The following is a 26,614-nucleotide window of genomic DNA, read 5'->3' on the forward strand; positions in this document are numbered from 1 at the left end:
AGGGGGGATATTGTCTTGCCGGCCCCTTTTTTCAAGGGGGATATTGTCTTGGCCAATGCCGCTTTCTCCCCCCTTTGAAAAAGGGGGGCAGGGGGGATTTGCTTTGCAAATAGTTGCTTAAGCAACGTTGAATGCAGCACTTAATTCGCATTCAAGGATCGGATAGCAAATGGAAGGCGCGGCGGAAGATCGAAAGGAGGCGATTGTGTTATGATCCGAAAAGTTCCGGAACCTAATCTTGCCTTGTTCGACCAGGATTTTTTCACCCAACCAGAAAGTCTCAGCTGAAGTTATCAGGAGAGAACGCTTGCATCAGCCCAATGAACTTCCGAAAGCCAAGATCGTGATTGCCGAATGGGAATGTTCGGACGATGCCTGCGTCTGGCCTCCGCGGATCAAGCACATCAATGTCGCGGCATCCGAGCTTTTGGGCTTCGACGAGAAGGAGGTGGCGGACAAATCTTTCCATCTGCTCTGTCCGGAAAACGAAAATCAACCCTGGCAGCAAGTCTTTTCGCGTTTGCTCGAATCGGGCGACGATCAGTATGTGATCGCCGGCGTGGCGACCCGTAGCGGACGGCTGATCAAATCCCAACTATCGCTGTCGCGCTTGATTACAAAAGATCCGGATTTGATCAATGTATTGATCCTGATCCGGGAATTCGGCAATAAACTTCTTTTGGATGCCACAGGAGAGGAGGAATCCAGGCTTTCTTCCGCGGCCTCGGGAGCGTGCATGGATGTCGAATCGGCGCTGATCGAGAGCGAGAAACGTTTTCGGCAGATGGCCGAGATGACCGGGGAATGGCTTTGGGAACAGGATCCCGACGGTTTCTATATTTACTCCAGCACGGCGGTTTACCAGATCTTGGGTTACCGGCCCGATCAGGTCATCGGCAAGCACTACACCGAATTTTTAACCGCGCAGGACAAGGCCGAGCAACTGTTTTACGCGACCAGCCAGGAGCCGTTCTACAGCCTGATCAACCACTACCAGCACCGGGACGGCCATGAAGTGATCACCGAGTCCACCGGCTTGCCGATCGTCGACGCCAGCGGAAAACTGCTTAAGTGGCGCGGCGTCGACCGCGACATTACGGCCCGAAAGCAATTCCAGGATGCCTTGATCGAAAGCGAAAAACGCATTCGGATGATTATCGAGAGTTCGCTGAATGCGATTGTAATCATGGATGCTCACGGGCTTATCCGGGACTGGAATCAAAAGGCCGAACAGATGTTCGGCTGGAGCCGCGAAGAAGCGCTCGGACAGCGTCTGGAAGAACTGATCATTCCCGAACGGTTCCGCAGGGCGCATCGGCAGGGCGTGGAGAATTTTTTGCGCAGCGGCGAGGGCCCCGTTTTGAATCGCCTGATCGAACAGACCGCCTTGCGCCGCAGCGGCGCGGAGTTTCCGATCGAACTGAGCATCTCGCCGCTCAGGGAAGGCAATACCTTCATCTTCAGCGGATTCATCCACGATATCAGCGCGCGCAAGGCTGCCGAACAGCAGATTCGCCAGGCTCAGGTCAAACTGGCGGTCGCGCGCAACGAAATCGAGATTGCGCGCAAGATTCAGACGACACTCTCCCCGTCAAGCCCGATCCGCAACGACCAATTCGAAGTCGTGGGCCGCTGTTTGCCGGCCGACCGGGTCGGCGGCGACTATTACGACTATTTCAGCCACGGCGGCCGCCATCTGGAACTGGTGATTGCCGACGTATCGGGCCATGCGATCGGGCCGGCGCTGTTTATGGTCGAGACGCGCAGCGCGATCCGCGCGAATGCGGGCGGGGTCGAGTCGCCGGCGGCGAAGCTGAGCGTGTTGAACAATTTCCTGTTTGAGGATCTCGACAAATCGGACTTCTTCCTGACCCTGTTCTATCTGCAATACGACATCGACAACCGGCTGATCCGTTATGCGAATGCGGGCCATCCTCCGCCTTTATTATGTCGGCAACGCCACCAGACCTGCTTCCCGCTGGATGCCGAGGGTTTGATCGTGGGCGTTACCGAACAGGTCGCTTTTGAAGAGAAATGCCTGCCGCTGGAACCGGGAGACATCATTTTGTTTTACACCGACGGTTTAATCGAAGCCGAAAACGATGGCGGCGATTTTTTCGGAATGCAGCGGGTCGAGAACCTGCTGCTCGAACATTGCCGGGACGATCCTGAAGCGCTGATCGATGCTTTTCTGGCTCGCCTGCAGCAGTTTTGCCGGACCGATTCGTTCAAGGACGATATTACGTTGATGGTTTTCAAATGCCGTTGAATCCGGCCTCGCCGGTGCAAAAAAATCGGCGATGCCTTCGCTGAAACGAATACCCGACATTTGCCCGCAGGAACTTTCGGTTCTGATGCAGATCTACAACAATAATTGCACCTAAAACAACAATTCACTCGCACAATGAAGGTGCATGCTGTCATCGGGGGACTGAGCTTTTTATCCTTCTTTTTCAAAAACTTAAGATCTTGATTTTTAAGTACAACAAAATCAGATATTTAAATTTTTGTTGTTTGATTTTTTCCTTAAAAAAATGGCTGCAGTTTTTTATGGCATTGAAATTGCTGTGGACCGTAGTGAGGAAATAGTGGAAGTCCGGCCGAAACCCAGAGGAAAATTTTCATCACTTCGTCACATGCAATAATTAGAATAATTTTGTGATGCACTTTCCATCAAGTTATTTGCGGTAAATTGAGGTAAAGTCATGCTAAACATCATCGAAATTTATTCCACCCTGCAATCCTCCCTGTCGGCCTGGCACATGCAGTTCCCCGACAATTGGCCGTTCGTTTGTGTGATTTTGGGATTTACTCTGCTGTCGCTTGCCGAAATTCAGCGGCCCACCCTGCGGCAACGGCCCGAACAAACCCTTGCCGCCTATCGCGTTAATTTGGGACTATTTGTCGTCAACAGCGTGCTGATGTCTGCTTTGTCGATAACCGGCCTGTGGTTTGCGCTGGAGCATTTTTCCGGAGAAGGCCCGCTGGACGGAATCCGTAGCCACGGCTGGAAAGCGCTGCTGGGCTTTTTGCTGCTGGATTTGCTTTTGTATGCATGGCATCGGGTCTGCCATCGGTTCGACGGATTATGGCTGTTCCACAAGGTCCACCACAGCGATCCCTATCTGAATGTATCGACCGCTTTCAGGATTCATATTGTCGAGATGGTGATGACCACCGTGCTCAAAGCCTTATACATTGTTCTGCTCGGCATCGACAAAACGGTCGTATTCGCTTACGAAACGGTCTATCCGCTGTTCGTGATGTTCCACCATACGAATATCGCCTTTCCGGGCGAGAAATGGCTCGGCCAGATGATCGTGACGCCGTATCTGCATCGCGTTCATCATTCGCGCGAACGGTCGGAGCACGACAGTAATTACGGGGCGATCCTTTCGATCTGGGACTGGTTGTTTCTGTCGCGTAAAGAGGTCGAGCCGGCAGCCGTCGGGATCGAGCAAGCGGTGCCGCCAACGGTGTGGGGATTGGTCAAATTCGGTTTCGTGAATACCGCACCGCCGGCACCGGTTCCTGCCTGTGCCGGCGCGGTCACGGTGAATATCCACACCATGATTGCCGAAGCGGCGTACTACAAAGCCGAAAAGCGGGCGTTTTCGCCGGGCTACGAATTATACGACTGGCTCGAAGCGAAGAGGGAAATCCTCAGCCAGATCCAGCGTGACCACAATCAGTTCCAGGGCGATCGCTATATGAATTGTTGATATGCCGTCCGAGTGCAACGGACAGTGCGGCGGGCGAGTAAGCATTAAGTAATCGCTCGCCTGCCGGGTTATTTTCCGACCAGACGGGCCGGATCCAGCAGTTTCTCGAGTTCTCCGCGCGACAGACCGGTCATTTCCGCCGCCACGTCGATGATCGGACGCCGTTGCCGATAAGCGGCCTTCGCAATTTCCGCGGCTTTGCCATAGCCGACGACCGGATTCAACGCGGTCGCCAGCATCGGATTTTTCGCCAGCGGCTCCGCGAGTTTTTCAGTCCGCACCTTGAATTCCTTGATTGCCTTGTCGGCCAGCAGTCGGCAGGCATTGCCGAGTATCTCGATGCTTTGCAGCAGATTGTAGGCGATCACCGGCAGCATCACGTTCAACTGGAAATTGCCGGATGCGCCGGCCAGCGCAATCGCCGCATCGTTGCCGATTATCTGGACGGCGGCCATCGCGGCCGCTTCCGGAATCACCGGATTGACCTTGCCCGGCATGATACTGCTGCCAGGCTGCAAGGCGGGCAGTTCGATCTCTCCAAGGCCCGCCAACGGACCGCTGTTCATCCAGCGCAGGTCGTTCGCGATCTTGAGCAGGCTCACCGCAACCACTTTCAACTGGCCCGATAATTCGACGCTGGCGTCCTGGCAGCTCAGGCTTTCGAAAAACGAGCCGTTCGGACTGAACGGCAGGCCCGTGCCGTTGCGCAACGCCTCCGTAAACCTTGCCGCGAATTCGGGATGTGCGTTGGCGCCGGTGCCGACTGCGGTGCCGCCCTGCGCCAGCCGGTAAATCCTGACCAGCGCCGCCTCGATTCTTTCCCTGCCGTTCCGAATCTGCAGCGCCCAGCCGCCCATCTCCTGGCTCATTCGCAGCGGCAGCGCGTCCATCAAGTGCGTGCGGCCGGTCTTCAGGATTTCGCTAACGGCGGCCGATTTCGTTTCGACCGCTTCGGCCAGATGCGTCAGCGCAGGCAGCAGGTCGCGATGGCAGGCGAGCGCGGCGCTCAGATGAATCGCGGTCGGCATCACGTCGTTGCTGCTTTGGCCGCGGTTCACATGGTCGTTCGGATGAATCTCGACGCCCGCCTTCCGGCTTGCCAGGGACGCAATCACTTCGTTCACGTTCATGTTCGTGCTGGTGCCGGAGCCCGTCTGGAATACGTCGACCGGAAACTGGTCGGCGTGCCGGCCGTCGATAATCTCCTGCGCGGCCTCGACAATCGCCGCGCTCCGCGCTTCATCCAGCTCGCCCAGCTCTGCGTTGATCTCCGCCGCGATTTTCTTGATCAGCGCGATGGCCTGGATGAAGTTTGGCGGCAAAGTCAGGCCGCTGACCGGAAAATTCTCGACCGCGCGCTGCGTTTGCGCGCCGTATAAAGCGGAGGAGGGCACACGGATTTGGCCGAGGCTGTCTTTCTCGATGCGGTAGGATGAGGTCATGGCATAGCCTTATGAAGTGTAAATTGTAGAGTCGATCTGTTGCCAGTTCTTTGAGTGGGTTGCGTCGTGAAGGTTTCCGAAGCCGGCTCCGATGTCTTGTCCGTCGGCCGCATGGATTTGCCTGTCCGGAGTGCAAAGGCATGTTTAAGATTGGCGGAGGGCGCTTGCTGTAAAATCGCCTTTCGGACAAATGATCGGAAAATCGCTATGGCTATTACCCCGTGGGCAACCCGCGCTTTGTTGTTACCCTGCTCGCTGCTGAACGCTTGCGCCGAAATCAAACAGACCGGCAGGGTTGTGGGCCATACCACGCGCGATGTGACTTGCGAAATCGGGCATGGCACGCGCGATGTCGTCAAGGCCATCGGCCATGGAACCCCGGGATGCGGCTCAGGAAATAGGGCATGGCGCCCGGCGCTCGGTCGGCAATCTCAAGGACGAAGTAGATGGCGAGGAAAATTAATTCCCTGATGCGCCAACATTTTTCCGGACGCGTGATTACGTACACCGTCTTTGGCGGCAATAATTCATCGTTCACAAACTCACCGGCAGCATGCGCAGCCGGATGTCCGGTCAAGGTACGGTTAGCCGCCTGGGCGGGCTGCAGTGAAAGCCTCAGTAAGGCGTTCCGTCCTTGTGGGTGAAGTGCCATTTGCCGTCCTTGAGATCGGCTTGAAGATCATCGTCCGGGTACGCGCCCCGGTCTCCGGGGGTTCTATCGCCGATTTCGAGATACACGACGACTTCGGAAGTGTCGTTGATCAAGTGGTGCGCATTGCCCGAGCCGGCCTTAAAGCCGGCGCACATGCCAGGGGCGAGCGGCGTATTGCCCGCGTCCGTTCGCAGCGTCGGGTGGCCGCTGAGGATGTAGATGAACTCGTCCTGTTGGGTGTGACTGTGGCGAAGGGCGGAGACCGCTCGCGGGGCGAGGCGGGTCAAGTTGACGCCAAAGTGGGTGAGCCCGAAGACATCGCCCAGTTGCCGCTTCTCTCTTCCCTTCATCCGCGAGGCAAACGGTTCAGGATAAGTCGAGGGCTTGGTACGCGGGGGCACTTCGTCGGCCTGCACTGCGATGGGGGTCTTAGGATTGCTCATGGGCTGTACTTTTGTGGGGAGGCAAGAAGTTTTTATGGCTCGTAGTGCGCCTGAGCGCGGCAGACCAGGCCGGCTTCATTGAAGTGGAAAACCTCGGCCACACGTTTGCCGGTGGCGCCCATGTAGTGAATGACAATGCTGTTGACCCCAATGAGCGTGCATATGGGCTCGAAACGCAAGTTCGGGAAAAGGGCCAGCGCCTTGGTCCAGTAGGCGCCGACTGCCTGCTTGCCTTGAAGCCGGCCTTCCGGATTGCCGGTCACTTGAATGATAACCGGCGAGGACATTTCGAAATCATCGGTGTAGTGCGCCAGGATGCGCGGTAGGTCATGCGCATTCCAGGCATCGAGCCAGTTCTTGGCGAAGCGTTCTGCGAGTTCTCTGTTCATGGGAGGGGTTGTTGGTTACGGTCTGTACCTGATCTTGCCTTTAGCCGAGCAAGTGCGTTAAACGGCCGCGTTCGCGGGAAGGCTTTATTATACACTTTTTGCCACGAGCATTTTTGTGGCACCTTTTTGGAATTCATAGCCCACTTCGACCAAATCGACACTGATCCCGTCTGCCTCCAATTCGGCGATGACGGGCTTAAGATGCGGTGATGTTTGATTGTCGCTAAGCGATAGAAGAGGATAAACACGGACTTCTTTGGCTATGCGGCACAGCTCTTTCATCGAAAGAATGTGTTGACTCTGATTTACGTGCTCGCTGTATAAGAACAAATAATGCGAACAAAGCGCGATTTCAAATTCACCATCATCGAAAGGAAGCGTGGGCAGGGAAGCATTCAGATAGCGGCCACTCTCTTTTGCTACTCCGTAATCAGCGAGAAAGAGGCGCATCGCCTGCATCCTTACTTTTCCTAGCGCTTCAACATGGGGAATGTGCTTCCAAACATAGTCGTCTTTATTTTTAGAGACTTGCTCGACAACTTGGGAGTACACTTCATCAATTCTCGCTCGAATTTGATTGGCATTAAACCGATAGATCGGGTCAACTGAGATGACATGGCCGTTTTGCTCGGTCAATTCGGCATTGAAAGATGCCGGTCCATCGCCACAGCCAAGGATTTTCTTGCCGAGGTCATGGTTTGAAAGCGAGAACATTGCTTTGTACTCGCTTAACGATCGGCCCCAATGGATGACGCTCGATAATTCCACGATACTTCCTCCTGCATCATTGCAGTTGTCCGGCAATCCCTGCCGGAATGACGTGTTTTCCTTCGTGTTTTCCTTACGAAGGCCATATTCCCAAAGCGAAAATGCTCTAGCCGAGGTCATCTAATACCCGCGTCTAAGAAGCCATTACTTTTTTCACAGGACGTCAGCTAATGTAAAGCGGGCGTCCTGTGAATCGGATTGATGACAGGATGGGGATTTCCCCCTGTTACGGATCAGTTATTCGGCCGGATTTCCATTTTATCAGGAATCAAGGCATCCCCATAATAAGCCAGTCTGAATCGTAAAAGACCCATCCTCCTCGATAGCCAGTGCTTCGCGTACTTCTCGTGGCGCCTCGATTTGAATCTCCCGGATCATCGCCACCTTCGACGGCGGCGTACGGATGGTCGCCACCCAGGAGGCGAACTCGAGACGCACAGGCCAACGTGAGTGTTCGAGCAAGGCAAAGCCCGCCTCTTGAAAATGGCGTCGCCACTCCGCTTCGGAACGATCGCGGACGTGCGAGCGGTCGTGGAGCAATTCGAGCGCCTGAAGGTGTGAATCAACCAGCGGGTCGGAAAACGTCTCGACGTCAATGACCAGGATATATCCGTCCGGTCGCAGTACCCGCCGCATTTCTGCCAATGCCCGATCAAGACCGACCCAATGATGGGCACTGTAGCGCGTGGCCACCAAGCAGAAGGATGCATCGGGAAAAGGCAGCTCCTCGGCATTGCCCTGCTTCGTTTCAATGTTGGCGAGCTCTTTCTGGCCGGCCGCTTCACGTACGGTAGCGAGCATGCTTTCGGAGGGATCCAGGGCAACGATGCGTGAGACCAATGGAGATAAAGCGAAGCTCAGGTGGCCCGCTCCACAGCCGATATCGAGCCCTACACCGGTTCTGGGAATGGCCTGTTTAACGAGGGCTTGCGCCCTGACAAGATCGTTGCCTTGGGCATGAACCGCGCTGGTCAGATAAGCCTTGGCCTGTGGGTCGAATTGCTCATGAACTGATTGGCGATGTGTCATCATCGTAAATACTCCGTAGAAAGGAAAGAGCCTTTACGATAAAATGAAAAATATCATGGTACAAGATAATAGTTTATCCTATTATATAGGTTACCAGACAGACGAACGCCATTGTGAAACACGGCAACGATTTCGATAAACACGACAACCAAGCCAGCGCGCTTGGCGACTTTCTGCGAGCGGCACGCGAACGCTTAGCGCCTGAAGACTTCGGCTTGTCCAAAGGACAGCGCCGTAGAACTAAAGGCTTGCGGCGCGAAGAGGTCGCCGATTTGTGCGGCATTAGCACGACTTGGTACACTTGGATGGAACAAGGCAGAACCACAGCGATCTCGGTTGCCACTCTGGCCGAGCTAGCAACCGGCTTGCGGCTTACAGAAGCGGAACGCGCCTACCTGTTTCAACTCGCGGGCCGTACCGATCCGGCGCTTCCTCATGAAAAGCACGAAGGGCCTGCGCCTTACGAAGCGCTCGTCGCAGCCATCCGCTCGCCAGCCTATATACTCGATCGCTATTGGGATGCTATTGCCTGGAATCAGGCAGCGGCCAAACTATTTTGCGACTGGTTAGTTTCGCCATTAGGTCAAAGAGAAAAGTTTGCCCCCAATTTGTTGCGCTATGTTTTTCTTCACTCCAACGCGCCAAATTTGATCCTGGATTGGGAAGAACGCGCTTGGCGCCTCGTGGCTGAATATCGAGCCGATAGCGCCGGTTTGCGCCATGACGCCGTACACCAAGCGCTGGTTGATGAGCTCCAAGCAGTTAGTCCGGTTTTCAAGGAGGCTTGGCGATCCCAGAAAGTGCTTGCTCGCGAAGGGGGAAGTCGGGGTTTCTTGCTTCCGAAAGAAGGCAAACGCTTCTATTGGCAGTACACATTACGGATGGCCCAGCAAAACGAGATCAAACTCGTCGTACTGCATCCACAGGATTGCGATGAAGGGTTTTATTGAGGCCGTTTAGCATCTTGCATTTCTATCGAGCTATCCTACGGTAGGAAATGCCAGATAATCGGTTTTCCAAAGCAAAGGCGGAGCTTTTTTTATATGTCGGCTGCCAATCCTTAGCTTTGAAATTTTCATTATTTATGTCAAAGATCCCTATAGCGTGTGGCACAATTAATGAAAAACCACTTTAAGGAAGCTCTGAATAAGTAGTTTTTATTGCTAGCACCGGTCAATCAATGGGGTGCGTGGCCGAAAAATCGTCCGATTTTCGACGAGAAGCGGCCCCTGTGGGGCCGTTTTCACCCTTTGCCCCGGGGTTTTCCAGGACGCAGGACGGATGTCTCCCTAGGTCGGCCTCAACGCCTTCCGGATGGAGTAAAGATTGCCGAGGGCAAACAAGCGCACTTGGGTATAGCCGAATTGGCGCTTGACGATCCGGAACGGATGCTCGACCGCGGCTCGCAAAGGGGCCAGCATGCGGTTGCAAAGGGCTTGTTCCACCGGCAAGTCCTCGCCCTTCTTGCGCTTGAACGGAAACGCCCAGACCGGCTCGCCTTCCTGACGTTCCGCCGCCAAATTGCGGTCCTTGCGCGTATAGGCGCGATCGCCCAGCACGACCTGTTCCTCGCCACGTAAAACTGATTTTATAAGTTGAGCCAATACTTGCCATCAGATTTTGCACGGCTTCGAGCAATTGCTCCTTGGTCCAGGTGGCAAATCGGCGCCAGTGGTATTTGGCCTGCTTCCACACGATTTCGATCGGGTTCAGTTCCGGGCTGTAGGGCGGCAGATGCATCAACACCAAGCGATGATTGACCAACCCGTCGTCGAGTTTTTCCGGGTCAATGCCATGATGGATCGCGGCATTGTCCAGCACGACAATCGTCAGCGGCATCTGCTGCTCGCGTTGGGCGAGACGGTCGATTAATTCGACAACGGCCTGACGGCGGATAGACTGGGTGTGCACCTCATGCCAGACTTCCCCCGTAGCATAGTCCAAGACGCCCACGACATTCACCCGTTGGTGCGTGAGGCCGGCATCGGCCGTGTGCGGTTTGCCTTTGGGATTCCAGGCCCGCTGCACGTTGGGAATCGTGCAAAAGCCGCTTTCGTCCAGGTAAAACAGAGCGGTTTTGCCGGCGCGGGCGGCTGCCTGGCCATGCTTCAAGTTGACGCGGGCGGCCTCGAACTGGACCGGACACCGGCTTTTTTTAAAGACAGCCGTGTACGCGTGAATGACAGTCCACGCGCCCGCAAGCCCGCCGATAAGCGGTCGAGACTAAAATCAGGCGCCTCCGGATGCGCCGCGTGGACTTGCCGGGCAATCTCCGCCAGGGTGGCAGGGGCAGCACGGGCTATCGCTTCAGCGGTATCCAGCAGGGCCGCCGCCTTGATGGCCCTCCAGCAGCCCCATCAGGCCTCGCGTGCGCCACGCTTTGCGCCAGTGATAAACGGTCGGCGGCGTGACACCGAGAATATCGGCCACTACCGGTAAAGGATGGCCTTTGGCCAACGCCAATACGCCCAAGGCCCGGCAGCGGAAATCCGCATACCGGTGATGGATGGAAAGCTCCTCCAAGGTGAGGCGTTCGGCGGCGTTTAATTCCAGGTTCATGACACGTTACCGGGATAGGCTCTTAGTAGTCCGCCAAGCTTATATTGCTGGATAGAGGGATTTTAATTTCACCCGAGCATTTTGAGTCGTAAACCGCCAATCCACACGAACGCCCCTCTGATTCCGTTGATCTTGCCAAGCCTTTATTTCACGCTTTAACGCGTCTTGATCGGGTATGCGCCGATTTAGGCATTGTCGAGCCATAACGCCAATTTCTATTTCTGCCATATCCAACCCACTGCCATGCTTTGGGGTATAGTGAATCTCAATCCGTTCCGCAATGCTGCGCGCTTCTTCCGGCTTGAATGCGGTATAAAGCGAACTGAGCTTATGAGTGTTCAGGTTATCCATCACCAAAACGATTTTCTTCTTTTCAGGGAAATGCTCATCGACTAACTCTTTGACAACCTGTGCCCAATCGGCTTGGGTATGATGATCGGTCACCTTGACCTGACGCCATCCGTCAAGCGGTGCAAACAGCATAAATAAATGGCTGACGCCGTTACGTTCATATTCAAAATCATATTTTCCGGGTTCGCCGGGTCTGGCTGGCAACGGGGTTCGTGTTTCTTTAATGTGTTGTTTACTGGTTTCATCCAGGCAAACCAACACCTCGTCGTCGGTATAGGTTCGCTGATACGTTTCCAAAACATCTTCCATCGCACACACAAAATCGGCATTCGCTTGCGGGGGAATGCACCAACACTCCTTTAACCACGGTTTAAGCGCATTTTTTTTAAAGTGGTCCTCACCGTTTCATCACTGACTGAATCGACCAGCTTGCATTCAACCAGTTTGTCAGCCAACAATTGCATGCTCCATTCCGCTCGCCCCTCGGGAGGATTCGTACAGGCTGTGGCAACCAGAAAGGCTTCGGCGGCACCATCCAGCTTTTTCGAGCGGAAACGCGCCTGCACCTTTGGGTTGAGAGCGGATTCCAAGCCTTCTTCCACAAACCGCTGACGAACGCGTTCGGCGCTGCTGGCACTGATGTTCAAAGCCTCTGCGATATCTTGATCTTTTTTGGCCGGCGTGCCTCCCGATTCATCACATTGCAAGAGTATTCGGGCGTGAGTGAGTTTTCGTGACGATGCGCGGCCTTTATTGAGAAACCCCATTAACTCACTTCGTTCGGTTTCAGTCAGTTTTACGCGATATTTTTTTGCTGGCATAGCTTAATTATTTTCAATTTCATTGGCTTGCTGCAGGAGATTAAAATATTACATTAACTATTTATCAAAGCAAGTTTGGTGCGCTACTAGATTCAGCTAACGACAATTTGAGAGTGGGGCACCTAAATTGTCCAAAGGACCGGAGTTTGACCGTAAGCAGGGCAAAAAAAGGCCTTGCATTTCTGCAAGGCCTTTACTTTATTTGGCTTTCCCGGACGGGTTCGAACCGCCGACCCGGTGATTAACGGTTACCCATCATGGCATTTTTTAAGCTATTGATTGACAATATAAATTCAATGCAAGCTATTGTTTATTATCGCATTACTCATTTCTTGACATTTCGCTAACATTCTCTAAAAATGCCTTAAATCTTGTTTCATTCTTGACCCAGAGGGCACTATGGCGGAAAAACTCAACTTCACTCAAAAGCGGATCGCAGAACTTCCGATACCGGAAAGCGGGCGTTTGGAATACTACGACAGCGGCTGCCCAAAATTGACTTGCCGGGTAAGCAGTACCGGCGTGAAATCATTCGTCCTGCTGAAATGGACGGGGCGGACGGCGCAGCGCGTCACTTTGGGACGCTTTCCTGATCTGACCGTCGATGATGCGCGGTGGATGGCGCGGGATGCGTTGGGCGAGTTTGCCCAAGGCGTCAACCCGACCGAAGAAAAACGCAAGCAACGCCACCGCAACATTACCCTGCAAGAATTGCTCGATAAGTATCTGGCCGACAAAACCGACTTGCGCGAAGCGTCCGTGCTGGACTATACCAAAAAGATCAAACAAGGCTTCCCCGACTGGCTCGATAAACCGATCAGCGAAATCACCCGTGATAAGGTGCTGGCACAGCGCACCAAGCTGACCGGCGGCCGGGATAACAAATTGCGCGTGCTGCGGCTGCTGAAAAACACGGCGGAGATTTAAAGCGACGACAAACTCCAAGCATAATCTTCCGGTTGTCGATAACCACTTGGATCGGCAATTTGCAGTACAGCGACCGAATCAGGTCTATGCGGGCGACATCACTTACATTCATACCCCGGAAGGTTGGTTGTATTGAGTGGTAGTCATCGATTTGTTTTCTCGGCAAATCGTTGGTTGGTCAATGGCCGAACAGATGCGGACCAAGCTGGTGAATGATGCGTTATTGATGGCCATTTGGAAGCGTAAACCGGCAAAAGGCCGACTCTGGCATACCGACCGAGGGAGCCAATATGCTTCCGAAAGCCACCGGGCATTACTAAGGAACCGCTGAACTAATCCAACTCCGAGCGTTCCCCCTCGACCTAAGCGTCGTTTTTTTAAAAAGTGCTTACCCGTTAATCAGATAATCCAAACTTGCTCGATTGTTATCACCGTCTACCGTGTTCGGGCACACGGTAGACGGATTTCGGCCTAGGCCGCCATCAACTGGCGGTGCAGCAAATACAAATTGGCCAAGCCCACCAGCCCATTGACTTGAGCGGTGTTTTTCTTCAACCCCCGGTAACGGGTCTTGCGAAAACCGAATTGGCATTTGATGATCCGGAAGATGTGCTCGACGCGCGCTCTGACCGATGCGTATTGGCGGTTGCGCTTACGTTGGCGGTTCGACAGGTTTTTGCCCGGTTTCCGCTTATCGTTGACACACCAGTTCAGCCCCAGATAGTGCGAGCCCTTCTTATAGTCGTCGCTGGTGTAGCCGGCGTCGGCAAAGATGGCTTGATCGTCTTCACGCAATAGCTTGGGCAATTCCACGATGTCGGCGGTATTGGCCGCCGTCACCGTCACGCGGTGGACCGCGCCTGACTTCACGTCGGCACCGACATGGATTTTCATCCCGAAATACCATTGGTGGCCTTTCTTGGTTTGGTGCATGTCCGGGTCACGCTGCTGCGCTTGGTTCTTGGTCGAGCTGGGAGCATGAATAATCGTGGCATCCACCATTGTGCCTTTGGAGACCAACAGGCCGCGTTCCTTCAAATAATGGTTGATCGTCGCCAACAGCACTTCAGTCAGCTTGTGCTTTTCCAACCAATGACGGAAGTTGAGGATCGTCGTTTCGTCCGGCAGCGCTTCGGTGACGCTGCCGAAGCCGGCAAAACGGCGAATGCTGTCGATTTCATATCGTGCGTCTTCCATCTGGCGGTCCGAGTAGCTGAACCATTGTTGCATGCAGTAAATGCGCAACATGCGATTCAAGGCCATCGGTTGCCTCCCGCGCCGACCGCTTTGCGGATAATGCGCTTCGAGCTGGGCTAACAATAACGCCCACGGCACCACTGGCTCCATTTCCGACAGAAATTTTTCCCGTCGGGTTTGGCGCTTTTTGCTGCTGTATTCGAGTTTGGCAAAACTGCTTTGCGTCGGTGTGTTCATCGGCTTGTCCTGGCTGCGGTCTGATGCCTCTATTATCTCATCTGGCGGCCGGAGATTTAATCAGCGCTTCCTTAAAGAACAATCTGTATAAGCTATGGAATCGGTTGTCATCGGGCAGCTATTTTCCTCCGCCGGTAAAACGCGTCGAAATTCCCAAGGCGAACGGCAAGTTGAGGCCCCTGGGTATCCCGACCATCGCCGATCGAATCGCGCAGGCGCGGCAACGCTGCTGGCGGGATGACTGGGTGCTGGACATGGACATCCGCGGTTTCTTCGATGCGTTGGATCATAACTGGGTTATGAAGGCGGTTGCCAAGTACACCGGCTGTAGATGGACATTGCTGTACACCGAACGCTGGTTAAAGGCCGATGTGGTACTGCCGAGTGGAGAGCGGCTAAGCCGCGAGAAAGGCACGCCGCAGGGCGGCGTCATCAGTCCGTTACTGGCCAATATCTTTCTGCATTTGGTCTTCGATCAATGGATGCAAAGGCACTTTCCATGTATCCATTTCGAACGCTATGCCGACGATATTGTGGTGCATTGCCGGAGTGAGAGTCAGCTGAAAATGATCGCGCATCAAATCAGGCGGCGGTTTACCCAGTGCGGTCTTGAACTCTGCGAGGAGAAAACCAAGATCGTGTACTGTAAGGACTCAAACCGAAGGGGAAGCTATCCAAATCAGAGCTTCGATTTTCTGGGGGTACACCTTCAGACCCAGAAGCGTTCGCGATAGCAACGACAGGTTCTTTGTCAGCTTTTCACCGGCCGTCAGCCGTAAAGCGCTGAAAGCTATGAGAGCAAAGCTGAAAGGACATCCGTTGATAAAAGCGGGCTACCCTCGAAGCATTGAGGAGCTGGCTAGGGTCATTAATCCGATCATCCAGGGATGGATCGCTTATTACGGCAGGTTTAGAAAATCGGCCATGTCGGCCATTTATAGCTATATCAACGACAAACTCTTGAACTGGATACGGCGGAAATTCAAACCGCTAAAGCGCCGGAAATGGCGTGCCGGTCAATGGTTGCGGGAGCTCTACCGACAAAATCCGACGTTATTTGCACATTGGCGCGTTTGGCTGAATAACAAGAGCCGTATGAATCGAGAGGTTCACGTACGATTCCTTGGGCAGCTGAAGGGGGAGGTTCCCTTCGGCTGACTCGACCCGTCTCGGAAAGCTTCTTTCATACCTTGAAAACTGAGCTGATTCATCATCAGACTTTTTGTAATCGGGATGACGCTAGGCAGGCTGTGTTTGAATATATCGAAGTGTTTTATAACCGCGAGCGACTCCATTCTGCCAACGGCTATTTGTCGCCCGTAGACTACGAATTGCAGCAAAAAGCTGCTTAACCGTGTGTCCGGTAAAGTGTTGACACATCATGACGCCACTGGTAACGAGGCCGGTACACGTCGGGCACAATTTCAAAAACGGATAAAGATAGATGCCGAGGTACGCAGCCGGTACGTGCCGACAATGGTGAAGTTTCCCCAAGGGTTCCGTACTGACGGAGTGGGAGTTTTTGCGAAGAGAGGAAGGACAACAGCAATCGCTCTTATTTGTTCCCAAACTTGCCCCGGCATTGACCCGAAAAATTCAGGCAATAAAAAAGGGCTTAGATTTTCGTCTAAGCCCTTGATTTATTTGGCTCCCCCGGACGGGCTCGAACCGCCGACCCGGTGATTAACAGTCACCTGCTCTACCGACTGAGCTACAGGGGAATGAATGTCGATAAAATTGCTAATTGGCGCGCCCGGAGAGATTCGAACTCCCGACCGCTCGGTTCGTAGCCGAGTACTCTATCCAGCTGAGCTACGGGCGCCTAATTTATTTTCCCATTATCCTTGGTTTTTATCTCTTTGTCAACAAATCCCTTTGTATTTTTATGAGTAGTTTAAAACGTGGCGGAGAGAGAGGGATTCGAACCCTCGATGGGCTTTATAGGCCCATACTCCCTTAGCAGGGGAGCGCCTTCAGCCTCTCGGCCATCCCTCCAGATCGGTTTTAATTTGAGTTGTCTGTATCAGTAGATTCAGCTTGCTCTTTTTTGATGCGTTCGTAGATTTCTTCCCTGTGAACAGAGACTTCTTTCGGCGCATTAACTCCGATGCGTACTTGATTGCCTTTGACTCCAAGCACTGTGACGGTTACGTCATCACCTATCATTAATGTCTCACCTACCCGACGAGTCAAGATAAGCATAGCCTCTCTCCCTAATCACATTGAAAACTCACTGTTCTTCACAGCATCCAACTCATAAGCGGAAATTATAACATCAATTTTTGATAATTGAAAATCTAATCGGACATCTTTTCATTGTGGCGGGTTTTTTGCATACAATCTTTCCTTTGCACTTTTTTCGGTTGCTTTTTTACGTTTTTTCTGAAGACATTGAAAAACTGAAAGTATCCCAATAGTATGTTTGGAGGGATGGGCAGCGCTTTAGCGGGCAGCCGGGTTACCTCCCCACAAGAAACATGGGATAATTCGCCCTCATCGAACCTCTTTTCCCCACTTGCACTTTAATAATAAAATGGCGCAATACATCTATTCAATGAATCGGGTCGGAAAAATCGTTCCGCCCAAGAAATACATCCTGAAAGACATCTCGCTGTCATTCTTTCCCGGCGCAAAGATCGGCGTTTTGGGCTTGAACGGTTCCGGTAAATCGACGTTGTTAAAAATCATGGCCGGCATCGACAAGGAAATCGAAGGCGAAGCGATTCCCCAAAAGGGCATTTATATCGGCTATCTTTCGCAGGAGCCGCAACTGGATCCGAACAAGAGCGTGCGCGGCAACGTCGAAGAAGCGGTCGCGGACATCAAGGCCGTTCTGGACCGCTTCAATGAAGTGAACAATGCGTTCGCGGATCCCGATGCCGATTTCGATGCACTGTTGGCCGAGCAGGCCGAGCTGCAGGAAAAAATCGAGGCGGCCGGCGCTTGGGAACTGGACAGGAAGCTCGAAATCGCTGCCGACGCCTTACGCTTGCCGGATTGGGATGCCGATGTAACGAAATTGTCGGGCGGTGAAAAACGCCGGGTCGCACTTTGCAGGCTGTTGCTTTCCAACCCGGATATGCTGCTTTTGGACGAGCCTACCAACCATCTGGACGCCGAATCGGTCGCCTGGCTGGAACGTTTCCTGCACGATTATCCCGGCACCGTGGTGGCGGTGACGCACGACCGCTACTTCCTGGACAATGTCGCCGGCTGGATTCTGGAGCTCGACCGGGGCGCGGGCATTCCGTGGGAAGGCAATTATTCGAGCTGGCTGGAGCAGAAGGAAAAACGTCTGGAGCAGGAAGAAAGGCAGGAAACTTCCCGCCAGAAAGCGATGAAGGCCGAATTGGAATGGGTGCGCTCGAATCCGAAGGGGCGCCATGCGAAAAGCAAGGCCCGTCTGGCGCGTTTCGAAGAGTTGTCCTCGGTCGAGGTGCAAAAACGCAACGAGACTCAAGAAATCTATATTCCGCCGGGACCTCGCCTCGGCGATGTGGTGATTCATGCCGACCATATCGGCAAAGGGTTCGGCGACCGGTTGTTGATCAGCGAGCTGAGCTTCAAACTACCGCCCGGCGGTATTGTCGGCATCATCGGCCCGAACGGGGCCGGTAAGACCACTTTGTTCAGAATGATGGCAGGGCTGGAAAAACCGGATTCGGGGACTTTGACGATTGGCCAGACCGTGCAGTTGTCGTATGTCGATCAGCTGCGCGATGATATGAATCCGAACCATACGGTCTTCGAAGAAATCTCGGACGGGCTCGATGTCATCACCGTCGGCAAATACGAAACACCGTCGCGCGCGTATGTGGGGCGTTTCAATTTTAAGGGCGCGGATCAGCAGAAGCGGATAGGGGACTTGTCCGGCGGCGAGCGTAACCGGGTGCATCTGGCCAAGCTGTTGAAAAGCGGCGGCAACGTGTTGCTGCTGGACGAGCCGACTAACGATCTGGACGTCGAAACGCTGCGTGCGCTCGAAGAAGCTTTGTTGGCTTTCCCCGGTTGCGCGGTGGTCATCTCGCACGACCGCTGGTTTCTGGACCGGATCGCGACGCACATTCTGGCGTTCGAAGGCGATAGCCAGGTGGTCTGGTTCGAAGGCAACTATCAGGACTACGAAGCCGACCGGCATCGCCGTTTGGGCAGCGACGCGGACAATCCGCACCGTATCAAATACAAAAAATTGAGCCAGTGAACGCTTTATAATAGCTGAAGCTTGGTTCTGCAAGGTTTCCACACGCGGCGCTCATCGTGATACGCCTCGGCTAGCTTGATCCAATCGACGACGGACCGGCAGGCGTTCAAAGCCAGCTTTGAGCTCCACTACTTGAGTTTTGCAGGACCGGGTATAATGATGGGCACGCGGCTTGGGAACCGGTTGACGGAAGAATCCCGGCGTTTCGAGCTTGGGCTACATTCTTCTATTTATGCCCTTTGGATACGTAACGCACGGGAACGACGATAGGGGATGTAGTACGGCTTACGGCTAGGCCGAGGATTATCGAAGGGCTATGTAATGATACATAGGACTGCACGGGGCTATTTTTTCCAGCAATCGGCGCTTGCATAGCCCGTATAGTCTTTCCCGTCCTGATTTACGGCAAACGTGCCGCAAGTAGAATCGGTAAACGGGCTTCTGGGCGTTGCTGTTAGGGTGTAGGTCGTCGCATTCGGCGTTCCGGTAATGGCAACCGTGTAGTAGCCATCGGGCGATGTACCGGAAACGCCGATGGCATCGAGCGAGGCGCTGTAGGCGGTATGTGTCGTCCGGTATTTTTCCTGAGCCATCTGCGCGCTCAACAAAGCGGATTTACCGTCGGCGCGCTTGGCTTGTTTGACATACTCCGTATAAGCGGGATAGGCGATCGATGCGAGAATGCCGATAATGGCGATGGCAATCATCAATTCGATCAATGTAAACCCTGCAAGTCGCCTGAAAGTGTCCATTCATTTACCTTTATTAGACTGTTTATTCGCACAAGCATAGCACAACAGTCTATAGTTATCGTGGAAATGGGCCGGCGAATAAATAAGCGTCATCGTGCAGGCGATGGCCCCTCTGTTTAAGCGCTTGGGTATAGAAAATACCTTCGCGGCAATTGATTGAAATTAAAGAATAGGTAGGGCGACATGAAAAAATTGGGGAATTCCGGCTTTACGCTGCTCGAGCTCATGATAGTCATCGCCATCGTCGCCATTCTGGCAGCGATGGCTGGGCCTTCGTTTAATGCCACCCTCGAAAAGCAGCGTCTCATTAGTGCGGCGGAAGCGATGCTGGCCGACCTGCGTTGGGCGCGTGCCGAAGCCATCGTGCGCAATCAAAAAATCAGAGTCACGTTTACCACCGGCGGCGCATGGAGTTACGCCATCCGGGTCGGCCCTGGCGGCAGCAACACCCTGCTCAAAACCGTCAACGGCAGCGACTTTCCCGCGACCACCTTGGCCTCGGCCAGTTTTGCCGGCGGCGTTGCCTATACTACTTTCGATCCGATACGTGGCATTAATCCCAACAATGGTACCGCCACGATCACTTCCAATCACTTCAGCGTCGGCGTCAAGGTCAGCACGTTAGGCCGGGCGCGGATTTGCGGCTCAATCGGAGGCTACGAAGCATGTTAACGCACCGTAAAGGGCAAATCGGTATCTCATTGGTCGAACTGCTGATCGGCATGTTGGTTGGCTTGATCGTTGTCGCCGGTGGCCTCAGTATTTTTACTGCCTCGGTCAGAGGGCAGGCCGACAATGTCAAACTCTCCCGCTTGAACCAGGACATGCGTGCCATGATGGATATCATGGTGCGCGATATTCGGCGTGCGGGTTTTGTGACGTCCGATCCGGACACCAATTTAGATTCATTGCGGAATAATCCTTTTTTTGATGACACAATCACCGATCTGGCCGTGTATAACGACGGCAGTTGCATCGTTTATACCTACAATCGTAATAATGACAGTCCGCCCGACGTCGGCAGTAATGAATACTTTGGGTTCCGTTTGAGCGATGACGGCAAACTGGAAATGCGCAGAAGCGGCAGCACCAACGAGAACTGCACTAACAGCGCCTGGGAGTCCATCACCGAAGTGGAGGTGGAAATTACCGGATTGACGTTCGCGCTGACTTCGACGGAGCTCAATGTGACCAGCATGACCAACGACGACGACGGCGACGGCATCATGGAAGCCTCCGATTCCGACGGTATCCCGTACGGCGACGATAACAATAACGGGGTTTGCGACACCGGCGAAGTTTGCAATATTTGTACCCGCGACGGCAGCCCCGCCCCCGCCTGCCTGTATGTCCGCAATGTCACAATTACCTTGACCGGCCGTTTGCACGACGATCATGCGGTCACCCAAACCATCGTCGAGCAGGTGCGGGTGCGCAACGACAAATATCTGGCCGCCGTTCCTTAACCGCCTCGTTTCCTGGAGTTAGCCATGAAGTTTCCGAACCGCAATCCCAAGGCCCGCCAGCGGGGCGCCGTTACTTTGATCGTGGCGCTGATGTTGGCGATCGTGATGGCTGTTGTCTCTGTGACCACGGCGCGAACCGGTCTGATGGAGCAAAAGATCACTGGCAACGATCTGCGTGCCCGCGAAGCGCAGGAAGCGGCCGAAGCCGGGCTGGAATACGGCGTGGCCTGGGCGCAAAAGAATACCATTCCGAATGCCGTGACCTGTTCCTCGGGCTCCTTGCCGACGGGATGTCCGACGGCACTGAGCATGGTCACTGGTTCGTCGACCGGCGAGAGCTATAGCTTTACGCTGACTTTCACGAAAAAAATAATTGCGAACAAGACTTACATTAAAGTCGAATCGTCCGCCGAGGGGGTTAATGATTCTACTATTGCCGCAATATCCGAGGCATGGGTTACACAAACAAACTATTTGACTATAAAAGGGCAAGCCGCTCCTCCTTTTGTAATCAATGGCAGTTTAGCCAATGTCACCGGAAATCCGGATATTGATTCGGGTAGCCCTCCGGGAACGGCGATCATAACATCGCAGCCTGTGAGTGCGATTGATACGGGGTTTTTTAACAAACATCCGCCGCCAAGTCTTGGATCTGTCGTGAGTGATAATACTTTTCCGGGCACATCGACACCGGCATGGGATTATCTTTTTACGGTTACTTTAAGTACCGCGACCCATATCGCCATGACCAATGAGTATAACTATCCTGCTCATTCGTTACCCGCCACTCCGGGGGAAGAGAAAGAGCCATTTTATGTATGGGATAGCGATTCTCATATTAGCGGTAATTTTGGTTCGGCAACTCGCCCCGTCGTCATTATTATCCAGAACGGCAGATGCCCTAAAATTCAAGGAAATGTCACGATTTACGGTTTTGTCTACTTTTCTGCGACATGTAGCGATCAAGGCTGGGGAAATGCGACTATTCATGGAACGATTGTTTCGGAAGGAAATATTACCAAGGTAACCGCTAATTCAAAACACATCGGTAATGGTATTGGTGGCGGCGGTAACGACGTCAGCAGTTTTATTGAAGACGCTACCCGCATTCCCGGCACCTGGAAAGACTTTTGATTTTTTAAGGGGAATCGCCATGAAGAAATTATTGCCTGCCTCGTTGCGAGGTTTCTTCCTGTTGGAAGCGTTGATCGCCGCGCTGATCGTGGCGGTGGCGATGCTGGGGATGGCCAAGCTGCAAGGACTGACCCTGATCAGCAGCGGCGACAGCCGCATGAAAACCCGTGCCTTGAATTTGTCGCAGGACAAAATCGAACAACTGCGCGGCTTTGCCAATCAGGATACTTACGAAGGCATGATTTCGGGCAACGATACCCCGATGGCCGAAGGAGGCGACAGCAGCGCTTTCAGCCGGGCCTGGGTAATTTCGGACTGCCCTAATTCGGTGAAGTGTAAACAGATCAGCGTGACCACGACCTGGGTGGATGTCAAGGGCGTTACCCAGACCGTGCAGTTAACATCCTACATCGCCGGCGACCAGCCCGTGAAAGGCGGTATCGTACTGGCGGCGGCGAGTACTCCTAGCCCGACGCCTGATCCGACACCCGATCCGACACCCGATCCGACACCCGATCCGACACCCGATCCGACGCCCGACCCGACGCCCGACCCGACGCCCGATCCGACACCCGATCCGACACCCGATCCGACACCCGATCCGACACCCGATCCGACACCCGATCCGACACCCGATCCGACACCCGATCCGACGCCCGATCCGACGCCCGACCCGACGCCCGACCCGACGCCAGGAGGAAACGCGTGTACGGGGCTGATTACGGCAGGCATTATCGCGGGCGATTATGTAAGCCAAAAGCGGCTTACATTGGGTGCGCGTCTGCAGATCGACACAAACCCTCTGGCTGTTTGCACAGTGGTGTCGGTTGGCCTTAGTAACCCGCTCGATTTATTGTCTCTGGGAAAGAAAGGTACCTATATTTGCAGTCTGGAAGACTTAAATCCCGCTATTGTCGGGCTTGACATCGGCGGCAATAAAGTCGACTTAAGCGTTAATCTGGCGCTCAACGATCTGCCGCTACAAGGCGTGATAGGGCCGGTGGAATCGCTTCTCAGAAGCCTTCTGCCGCTGCCGCCCGATCTGGTTTGCGTCAAAGCCAACGTCGCGCTCCCTATTCAATTGGATGCGAATGCGCAGGTAAACATTCAAGAGCTCTGCTTGGTCCCTAACATTATTGGAAAAACAGAGGTTCAAGCAACGCAACTTTTAAATAACGCGGGTTTCAAAAACGTTAAGATAACCGGAAGTTCAAACTTTACAATCCAAACCCAGGATTTGCTTGCAGGTTCTAAAGCCAACTGCGATGTGAAAGTAACGGCTAAGTTAGGTAAGTGACTTTCCTTGGCCTTAATATTGCGAAGGTTCCAATCGACAGCGGACCGGCAGGCGGCCAAAGCTGGCTTGGGATCACGCCTAAAATACGCCGTTCAACGCCAGCTTTGAACTCCACTGCTTGAGTTTTGCAGGACGGGGTATAACGGCGAGCGCGCGGCATGGGAACCGGCTGAAGGAAGTCCGGCGGTTTCGAGTCGTCGGAGCGGCTTAAGCGGCATTCCCATAATGATGCCCTTTGGATACGCAACGCGCGGGAATGACGATAGGGGATGGAGTACGGCCTACGGCTAGACCGGGAGGCGCTGTAGGCGGTATGCGTCGTCCGGTATTTTTCCTGGGCCATCTGCGCGTTCAACAAAGCGGATTTACCGTTGGCTCGCTTGACATGCTCCGTATAAGTGGGATAAGCGATCGATACCAGGATACCAAATAATAGCGACGGCGATTATCAGTTCAATCAAGGTAAATCCAACAAATCGTCTAAAAATGTTCAATTAAGTCACCCTTTTAAGCTATTCATTCACACAAGCAGCGCACAACCGTCTATAGTTATTGTGGAAATGGGTCTGTGAATAAATAAGCGCCATCGTACAGCCGATAGCTTCTGTTTAATCGCTTGTTTATAAAAAATACCTACTCGGTAATCCATTGAAATTTAAGAAATCAGGTAGGGGCGACATGAAAAAATGGAGGAGTTCCGGCTTTACGCCATTCGAGTTTACGATGGTCATCACCATCGCGTTTAACACCATCCTTTCCCGGCTCACTGTGGTCATTTTGGCGCGCTCCCCGTTGGTTTTTCGACCGGATCGCGAGCCTATTCTGGCGTTTGAAGGTGACACTAGGTGGGCGCTATCACGACTGCAAAGCCGGCAGGCATCGCCGTCTGGACAGCGGCGCGGATCAGCGGGAGCAGATTAAATAGAGAAATTGGGCCAATGAACGCTTTATTTCGCGCGGTATTCCTGCGCAGAGCGCGGGAGTGTGAAAGCAAAATGCTTCGGCGCAAGCTGCGGGCCGAAAACCGCAGCAGTTTAGAGGTTTTTTTATAGAGTGATAACTTTGTCGCAGAAAGATTTTGATAAAAATAGCAGAATCTGTCTACCTTATAACGATATAACCGGCCTTTTGAAGATTTAATTTTATTCAGCCTAATTCTTATTAAAAACCCTTAATATTATTTGGGTTCCAAATCAAACTGAAATTAAGAACTTCAAGGAAGGCCGGAGCGGTAAAGTTAAATCTGGCTCCACAATAGCACATCGGGTGTATTAATTATGCTTGTACTCGGTTTTCGCCGCCTCAATGGTTTTACGCTTATCGAAATTTTAGTTGCTATGGTGATTTTGGCTTTAGGTTTGTTGGGGCTGGGCGCACTGCAAATGTTGTCGATCAGGAACAGTCAGGACGCTTATTTGTATAGCCAGGCAATGGCGCTAAGCTATGAAATGGCAGACCGCATTCATGCCAATGCCTCTGCATGGAATACCGATACTCTACCGACAGCGGCCAATAGCTGCGAGGATAATTGCAACAGTGCTGCCCAGTCTTGCAGTATAAGCGTCATGGCATCATACGATTACTGCGTTTGGATGGAAAAAGCTAAAGCCCAATTGGGTCCGGCAGCTTTGGTAGAGGTTGGTATTAGCCCTGTGTCGGGTAGCGATGTTTGCACAGGAACTTCCGCGATGCGTTGCCTAACGCTGAGTTGGACCAGCGGTAGCCAAAGTAGCGCAAAATTCGAACTGGAACTGCAGCCATGAAGAATTGGCAAACAGGGGCGACGTTGATCGAATTAATGATCAGTCTAGTATTGGGTCTGGCGTTGATCGCGAGTATCAGCAGCCTGTTTTTGCAAATGCAAAAAATCAATCGTAGCCAGCGAGCGCTTAACAATATGACAGACGATGCCCGTTATGTTCAGGAAATACTGCAAAAAGAAATTCGTCGCACGGGCGGCTTACGCAGCAGAATGGATAATGACGGAATTATCAGCAGGGTGTTCCTCGATGAAGACGTAATTGAAATACCGGATACCGGCATTTCTTTTGATTTGAATGCTGCAGAATATGTTAAAGGAGTTAGCCAGGATAATCCGGCGAATGATGCCTTCGTCATTCGTTATCAGCTGCTTGATGCTGATGATTTAAGTCCGGCCAATCTTAGCAACAGTAGTTCGCCCTGTACGGTGAATAGCCTGCTGGATACGGGAGAAGACCCCGCGGAGGCGGTACATGTGGTAAGAATTTATTTTTTCGTTAACAACGGCAGCCTGCTTTGCACTTCCCAACGTTCGGTCGCTGGAGTATGTAATACCGATTCCGGCAAAAACTGCGCCCTAACAGATATGCCAGTCACTTTGATAGAAAACGTCCAAAGTTTGACAGTTCTCTACGGCATTGATGCGGACGCTGATCATGCCGCCAATTATTATGCCGAAGCAGCTGGCGTTGAGCCGGACGTATGGCAAAACGTGGTTAGCATGCGGTTATCGGTAGTATTAAAAAGCGAAAATACGCATTTGGTTCAACAAGTACGTCCCTATAAGGTAGAAGAAACAGAGATTACGCCGAGTGATCACAGTTTGTATCGCGTGTTTACTACCACTATTGCTTTACGTAATCAGCTATGAAGGAAAAAAATGCTATTAAGATCGCTCAATATTCAACGCGGCGCAGTTTTAATATTCAGCTTGTGTATGCTGTTATTGTTGACATTGGTTACTGTAAGCATGATTCAGCAAAATAGAATACAGCTTGCCATTACAAACAATGTTGGCGAACAAATCAAAACTTTTTCGCGCACGGAAATGGTCTTGGATGTAGCGGAAGCCATTATTGAAACCAGTCGCAAGCCTAATAAAGACGATCCTACCAGGCCTGACGAACAGGATGACTGTGGGATTAGTGGCCGACTATTCGAAAACAGCGAATTGACCCTGCCCGAATCAATTCCGGCCACTGCAACAATCAAAGCAGTTTTTTGTGTCGTCAACAGCTTCGAATACCGCTGTGTTGGCGAAAACAGCTATACAGCCCATAAGAGCGATTCTGCAGAGAATGTTACTGCCTGCGCCAGACTAGCGAATGCACAATGTCCTACGGAGGTATACATCTTAGACGTTACTTTGATCAATAGTAATACGGGCGCTGAACGGGCTATTCGATCCAAATACGCAGTAGGCTGCTCGGTGTTTGCTTAAAACGGCTACGCTCTTCCATTCATTT

At 52.9% G+C, this 26,614-nt stretch carries 26 protein-coding genes, 3 tRNA genes and 3 pseudogenes; 16 read left to right on the forward strand and 16 right to left on the reverse strand.

What is annotated here, in order from left to right:
• The first annotated feature begins 307 nt into the window (after positions 1 to 307).
• Together CC94_RS0113960 and CC94_RS0113970 are read left to right on the forward strand one after the other, a co-directional pair.
• Positions 308 to 2,269 (forward strand): PAS domain S-box protein, encoded by a 1,962-nt coding sequence (locus CC94_RS0113960; RefSeq protein ID WP_031431326.1) that lies wholly within the window; start codon positions 308 to 310, stop codon positions 2,267 to 2,269.
• A 436-nt stretch (positions 2,270 to 2,705) separates the two neighbouring features.
• On the forward strand, positions 2,706 to 3,722 hold the full coding sequence (locus CC94_RS0113970) for a sterol desaturase family protein (RefSeq protein ID WP_036304001.1): 1,017 nt from the start codon (positions 2,706 to 2,708) through the stop codon (positions 3,720 to 3,722).
• A gap of 68 nt (positions 3,723 to 3,790) precedes the next feature.
• Here CC94_RS0113970 and CC94_RS0113975 read toward each other — a convergent pair whose 3' ends face one another.
• From CC94_RS0113975 to CC94_RS0114005, 5 genes are all read right to left on the reverse strand, one after another.
• Positions 3,791 to 5,164 (reverse strand): class II fumarate hydratase, encoded by a 1,374-nt coding sequence (locus CC94_RS0113975; RefSeq protein WP_005370777.1) that lies wholly within the window; start codon positions 5,162 to 5,164, stop codon positions 3,791 to 3,793.
• Positions 5,165 to 5,779: 615 nt separating this feature from the next.
• A complete protein-coding gene (locus CC94_RS0113990) occupies positions 5,780 to 6,217 on the reverse strand; it encodes a cupin domain-containing protein (RefSeq protein WP_281174018.1) in 438 nt (145 codons plus the stop codon).
• A 74-nt stretch (positions 6,218 to 6,291) separates the two neighbouring features.
• A complete protein-coding gene (locus tag CC94_RS0113995) occupies positions 6,292 to 6,648 on the reverse strand; it encodes a nuclear transport factor 2 family protein (protein WP_005370781.1) in 357 nt (118 codons plus the stop codon).
• Positions 6,649 to 6,735: 87 nt separating this feature from the next.
• On the reverse strand, positions 6,736 to 7,536 hold the full coding sequence (locus CC94_RS0114000; RefSeq protein WP_245549486.1) for an SAM-dependent methyltransferase: 801 nt from the start codon (positions 7,534 to 7,536) through the stop codon (positions 6,736 to 6,738).
• A 141-nt stretch (positions 7,537 to 7,677) separates the two neighbouring features.
• Positions 7,678 to 8,448, reverse strand: coding sequence for a class I SAM-dependent methyltransferase (locus tag CC94_RS0114005; RefSeq protein WP_005370785.1), 771 nt, complete (start codon positions 8,446 to 8,448; stop codon positions 7,678 to 7,680).
• A 110-nt stretch (positions 8,449 to 8,558) separates the two neighbouring features.
• On the opposite strand from CC94_RS0114005, the gene CC94_RS0114010 reads away from it, so the two are divergent.
• Positions 8,559 to 9,395, forward strand: a complete 837-nt coding sequence (locus tag CC94_RS0114010) for a helix-turn-helix transcriptional regulator (RefSeq protein ID WP_005370792.1) — start codon at positions 8,559 to 8,561, stop codon at positions 9,393 to 9,395.
• 339 nt (positions 9,396 to 9,734) lie between these two features.
• Here CC94_RS0114010 and CC94_RS0114015 read toward each other — a convergent pair whose 3' ends face one another.
• The 4 genes and pseudogenes from CC94_RS0114015 to CC94_RS23140 all read right to left on the reverse strand — a co-directional run bounded on the left by CC94_RS0114015 (position 9,735) and on the right by CC94_RS23140 (position 12,176).
• Positions 9,735 to 10,049, reverse strand: coding sequence for a transposase family protein (locus CC94_RS0114015; protein WP_005370794.1), 315 nt, complete (start codon positions 10,047 to 10,049; stop codon positions 9,735 to 9,737).
• A gap of 58 nt (positions 10,050 to 10,107) precedes the next feature.
• Positions 10,108 to 10,557: pseudogene (locus CC94_RS25530) on the reverse strand (IS630 family transposase); the annotation flags it as partial.
• A gap of 195 nt (positions 10,558 to 10,752) precedes the next feature.
• The gene (locus tag CC94_RS0114025) at positions 10,753 to 11,004 is read right to left on the reverse strand and encodes a helix-turn-helix domain-containing protein (RefSeq protein WP_031431330.1); all 252 of its coding nucleotides are present in this window, start codon (positions 11,002 to 11,004) and stop codon (positions 10,753 to 10,755) included.
• A 39-nt stretch (positions 11,005 to 11,043) separates the two neighbouring features.
• A protein-coding gene (locus CC94_RS23140; RefSeq protein ID WP_157203444.1) for an IS630 family transposase occupies positions 11,044 to 12,176 on the reverse strand; the annotation gives its coding sequence in 2 pieces (ribosomal slippage) (positions 11,044 to 11,744 and positions 11,744 to 12,176; 1,134 coding nt in all).
• A gap of 399 nt (positions 12,177 to 12,575) precedes the next feature.
• On the opposite strand from CC94_RS23140, the gene CC94_RS21615 reads away from it, so the two are divergent.
• Both CC94_RS21615 and CC94_RS24790 read left to right on the forward strand, forming a co-directional pair.
• Positions 12,576 to 13,103, forward strand: coding sequence for an integrase arm-type DNA-binding domain-containing protein (locus CC94_RS21615; RefSeq protein WP_005370801.1), 528 nt, complete (start codon positions 12,576 to 12,578; stop codon positions 13,101 to 13,103).
• Positions 13,084 to 13,425 (forward strand): annotated as a pseudogene (locus CC94_RS24790) (DDE-type integrase/transposase/recombinase); the annotation flags it as partial. The gene CC94_RS21615 and the pseudogene CC94_RS24790, both read left to right, overlap by 20 nt.
• A 149-nt stretch (positions 13,426 to 13,574) precedes the next feature.
• Here CC94_RS24790 and CC94_RS0114045 read toward each other — a convergent pair.
• Positions 13,575 to 14,537 (reverse strand): IS5 family transposase, encoded by a 963-nt coding sequence (locus CC94_RS0114045; protein ID WP_005370803.1) that lies wholly within the window; start codon positions 14,535 to 14,537, stop codon positions 13,575 to 13,577.
• A gap of 23 nt (positions 14,538 to 14,560) precedes the next feature.
• On the opposite strand from CC94_RS0114045, the gene CC94_RS24340 reads away from it, so the two are divergent.
• The 3 genes and pseudogenes from CC94_RS24340 to CC94_RS23155 all read left to right on the forward strand — a co-directional run.
• On the forward strand, positions 14,561 to 15,271 hold the full coding sequence (locus CC94_RS24340) for a reverse transcriptase domain-containing protein (protein ID WP_051040351.1): 711 nt from the start codon (positions 14,561 to 14,563) through the stop codon (positions 15,269 to 15,271).
• A 58-nt stretch (positions 15,272 to 15,329) separates the two neighbouring features.
• Positions 15,330 to 15,695 carry a group II intron maturase-specific domain-containing protein gene (locus CC94_RS24345; protein ID WP_051040352.1) on the forward strand — a complete coding sequence of 122 codons (366 nt, stop codon included), beginning with the start codon at positions 15,330 to 15,332 and terminating at the stop codon, positions 15,693 to 15,695.
• A gap of 11 nt (positions 15,696 to 15,706) precedes the next feature.
• A pseudogene (locus CC94_RS23155) lies at positions 15,707 to 15,889 on the forward strand (IS3 family transposase); the annotation flags it as partial.
• Between the two features lie 293 nt (positions 15,890 to 16,182).
• Here the strand turns inward: CC94_RS23155 and CC94_RS0114055 are convergent.
• The 4 genes from CC94_RS0114055 to csrA form a co-directional block, all read right to left on the reverse strand.
• Positions 16,183 to 16,258, reverse strand: a tRNA-Asn gene (locus CC94_RS0114055).
• 24 nt (positions 16,259 to 16,282) lie between these two features.
• A tRNA-Arg gene (locus CC94_RS0114060) sits at positions 16,283 to 16,359 on the reverse strand.
• 80 nt (positions 16,360 to 16,439) lie between these two features.
• Positions 16,440 to 16,532, reverse strand: a tRNA-Ser gene (locus CC94_RS0114065).
• Between the two features lie 9 nt (positions 16,533 to 16,541).
• Entirely contained in the window at positions 16,542 to 16,739 is a 198-nt protein-coding gene (gene csrA, locus CC94_RS0114070; protein WP_005370808.1) for a carbon storage regulator CsrA, read from the reverse strand.
• Between the two features lie 331 nt (positions 16,740 to 17,070).
• Between csrA and ettA the strand changes: the two genes are divergently transcribed.
• Positions 17,071 to 18,738, forward strand: coding sequence for an energy-dependent translational throttle protein EttA (gene ettA / locus CC94_RS0114075; RefSeq protein ID WP_005370809.1), 1,668 nt, complete (start codon positions 17,071 to 17,073; stop codon positions 18,736 to 18,738).
• A 344-nt stretch (positions 18,739 to 19,082) separates the two neighbouring features.
• Here the strand turns inward: ettA and CC94_RS25075 are convergent, their stop codons facing one another.
• A complete protein-coding gene (locus CC94_RS25075; RefSeq protein WP_005370810.1) occupies positions 19,083 to 19,490 on the reverse strand; it encodes a type IV pilin protein in 408 nt (135 codons plus the stop codon).
• 183 nt (positions 19,491 to 19,673) lie between these two features.
• Between CC94_RS25075 and CC94_RS0114085 the strand changes: the two genes are divergently transcribed.
• From CC94_RS0114085 to CC94_RS24350, 4 genes are read left to right on the forward strand one after another with little or no spacing between them, the layout of a single operon-like run.
• Entirely contained in the window at positions 19,674 to 20,162 is a 489-nt protein-coding gene (locus CC94_RS0114085) for a GspH/FimT family pseudopilin (protein ID WP_005370812.1), read from the forward strand.
• On the forward strand, positions 20,156 to 20,956 hold the full coding sequence (locus CC94_RS0114090) for a PilW family protein (protein ID WP_005370814.1): 801 nt from the start codon (positions 20,156 to 20,158) through the stop codon (positions 20,954 to 20,956). The genes CC94_RS0114085 and CC94_RS0114090 overlap by 7 nt, the downstream gene beginning before the upstream one ends.
• A gap of 24 nt (positions 20,957 to 20,980) precedes the next feature.
• Positions 20,981 to 22,090, forward strand: a complete 1,110-nt coding sequence (locus CC94_RS0114095) for a pilus assembly PilX family protein (RefSeq protein ID WP_005370815.1) — start codon at positions 20,981 to 20,983, stop codon at positions 22,088 to 22,090.
• 19 nt (positions 22,091 to 22,109) lie between these two features.
• Positions 22,110 to 23,387: a hypothetical protein gene (locus CC94_RS24350; protein WP_031431334.1), complete on the forward strand. Its 1,278-nt coding sequence runs from the start codon at positions 22,110 to 22,112 to the stop codon at positions 23,385 to 23,387.
• Between the two features lie 365 nt (positions 23,388 to 23,752).
• Here CC94_RS24350 and CC94_RS24810 read toward each other — a convergent pair whose 3' ends face one another.
• Positions 23,753 to 23,881 (reverse strand): prepilin-type N-terminal cleavage/methylation domain-containing protein, encoded by a 129-nt coding sequence (locus CC94_RS24810; protein ID WP_342633133.1) that lies wholly within the window; start codon positions 23,879 to 23,881, stop codon positions 23,753 to 23,755.
• A gap of 783 nt (positions 23,882 to 24,664) precedes the next feature.
• Here CC94_RS24810 and pilV point away from each other — a divergent pair.
• The 3 genes from pilV to CC94_RS0114115 all read left to right on the forward strand — a co-directional run bounded on the left by pilV (position 24,665) and on the right by CC94_RS0114115 (position 26,589).
• Entirely contained in the window at positions 24,665 to 25,150 is a 486-nt protein-coding gene (pilV, locus tag CC94_RS22440; protein ID WP_005370819.1) for a type IV pilus modification protein PilV, read from the forward strand.
• Positions 25,147 to 26,019 carry a PilW family protein gene (locus tag CC94_RS0114110; RefSeq protein ID WP_005370820.1) on the forward strand — a complete coding sequence of 291 codons (873 nt, stop codon included), beginning with the start codon at positions 25,147 to 25,149 and terminating at the stop codon, positions 26,017 to 26,019. Before pilV ends, CC94_RS0114110 begins: the two co-directional genes overlap by 4 nt.
• Positions 26,020 to 26,118: 99 nt before the next feature.
• On the forward strand, positions 26,119 to 26,589 hold the full coding sequence (locus CC94_RS0114115; protein ID WP_157203445.1) for a hypothetical protein: 471 nt from the start codon (positions 26,119 to 26,121) through the stop codon (positions 26,587 to 26,589).
• The last annotated feature ends 25 nt before the right edge of the window (positions 26,590 to 26,614 follow it).

Source organism: Methylomicrobium agile (assembly GCF_000733855.1).
Lineage (GTDB): Bacteria > Pseudomonadota > Gammaproteobacteria > Methylococcales > Methylomonadaceae > Methylomicrobium > Methylomicrobium agile.

Excerpts from the sequence above, each read along its gene's own strand:
- CC94_RS0113970 (WP_036304001.1), top strand. The coding sequence starts at position 2,706 with ATGCTAAACATCATCGAAATTTATTCCACCCTGCAATCCTCCCTGTCG.
- CC94_RS0113975 (WP_005370777.1), bottom strand. The coding sequence starts at position 5,164 with ATGACCTCATCCTACCGCATCGAGAAAGACAGCCTCGGCCAAATCCGT.
- CC94_RS0113995 (WP_005370781.1), bottom strand. The coding sequence starts at position 6,648 with ATGAACAGAGAACTCGCAGAACGCTTCGCCAAGAACTGGCTCGATGCC.
- CC94_RS0114000 (WP_245549486.1), bottom strand. The coding sequence starts at position 7,536 with ATGACCTCGGCTAGAGCATTTTCGCTTTGGGAATATGGCCTTCGTAAG.
- CC94_RS0114005 (WP_005370785.1), bottom strand. The coding sequence starts at position 8,448 with ATGATGACACATCGCCAATCAGTTCATGAGCAATTCGACCCACAGGCC.
- CC94_RS0114025 (WP_031431330.1), bottom strand. The coding sequence starts at position 11,004 with ATGAACCTGGAATTAAACGCCGCCGAACGCCTCACCTTGGAGGAGCTT.
- CC94_RS21615 (WP_005370801.1), top strand. The coding sequence starts at position 12,576 with ATGGCGGAAAAACTCAACTTCACTCAAAAGCGGATCGCAGAACTTCCG.
- CC94_RS0114045 (WP_005370803.1), bottom strand. The coding sequence starts at position 14,537 with ATGAACACACCGACGCAAAGCAGTTTTGCCAAACTCGAATACAGCAGC.
- CC94_RS24340 (WP_051040351.1), top strand. The coding sequence starts at position 14,561 with ATGCCTCTATTATCTCATCTGGCGGCCGGAGATTTAATCAGCGCTTCC.
- CC94_RS24345 (WP_051040352.1), top strand. The coding sequence starts at position 15,330 with ATGAGAGCAAAGCTGAAAGGACATCCGTTGATAAAAGCGGGCTACCCT.
- csrA (WP_005370808.1), bottom strand. The coding sequence starts at position 16,739 with ATGCTTATCTTGACTCGTCGGGTAGGTGAGACATTAATGATAGGTGAT.
- ettA (WP_005370809.1), top strand. The coding sequence starts at position 17,071 with ATGGCGCAATACATCTATTCAATGAATCGGGTCGGAAAAATCGTTCCG.
- CC94_RS25075 (WP_005370810.1), bottom strand. The coding sequence starts at position 19,490 with ATGGACACTTTCAGGCGACTTGCAGGGTTTACATTGATCGAATTGATG.
- CC94_RS0114085 (WP_005370812.1), top strand. The coding sequence starts at position 19,674 with ATGAAAAAATTGGGGAATTCCGGCTTTACGCTGCTCGAGCTCATGATA.
- CC94_RS0114090 (WP_005370814.1), top strand. The coding sequence starts at position 20,156 with ATGTTAACGCACCGTAAAGGGCAAATCGGTATCTCATTGGTCGAACTG.
- CC94_RS0114095 (WP_005370815.1), top strand. The coding sequence starts at position 20,981 with ATGAAGTTTCCGAACCGCAATCCCAAGGCCCGCCAGCGGGGCGCCGTT.
- CC94_RS24350 (WP_031431334.1), top strand. The coding sequence starts at position 22,110 with ATGAAGAAATTATTGCCTGCCTCGTTGCGAGGTTTCTTCCTGTTGGAA.
- pilV (WP_005370819.1), top strand. The coding sequence starts at position 24,665 with ATGCTTGTACTCGGTTTTCGCCGCCTCAATGGTTTTACGCTTATCGAA.
- CC94_RS0114110 (WP_005370820.1), top strand. The coding sequence starts at position 25,147 with ATGAAGAATTGGCAAACAGGGGCGACGTTGATCGAATTAATGATCAGT.
- CC94_RS0114115 (WP_157203445.1), top strand. The coding sequence starts at position 26,119 with ATGATTCAGCAAAATAGAATACAGCTTGCCATTACAAACAATGTTGGC.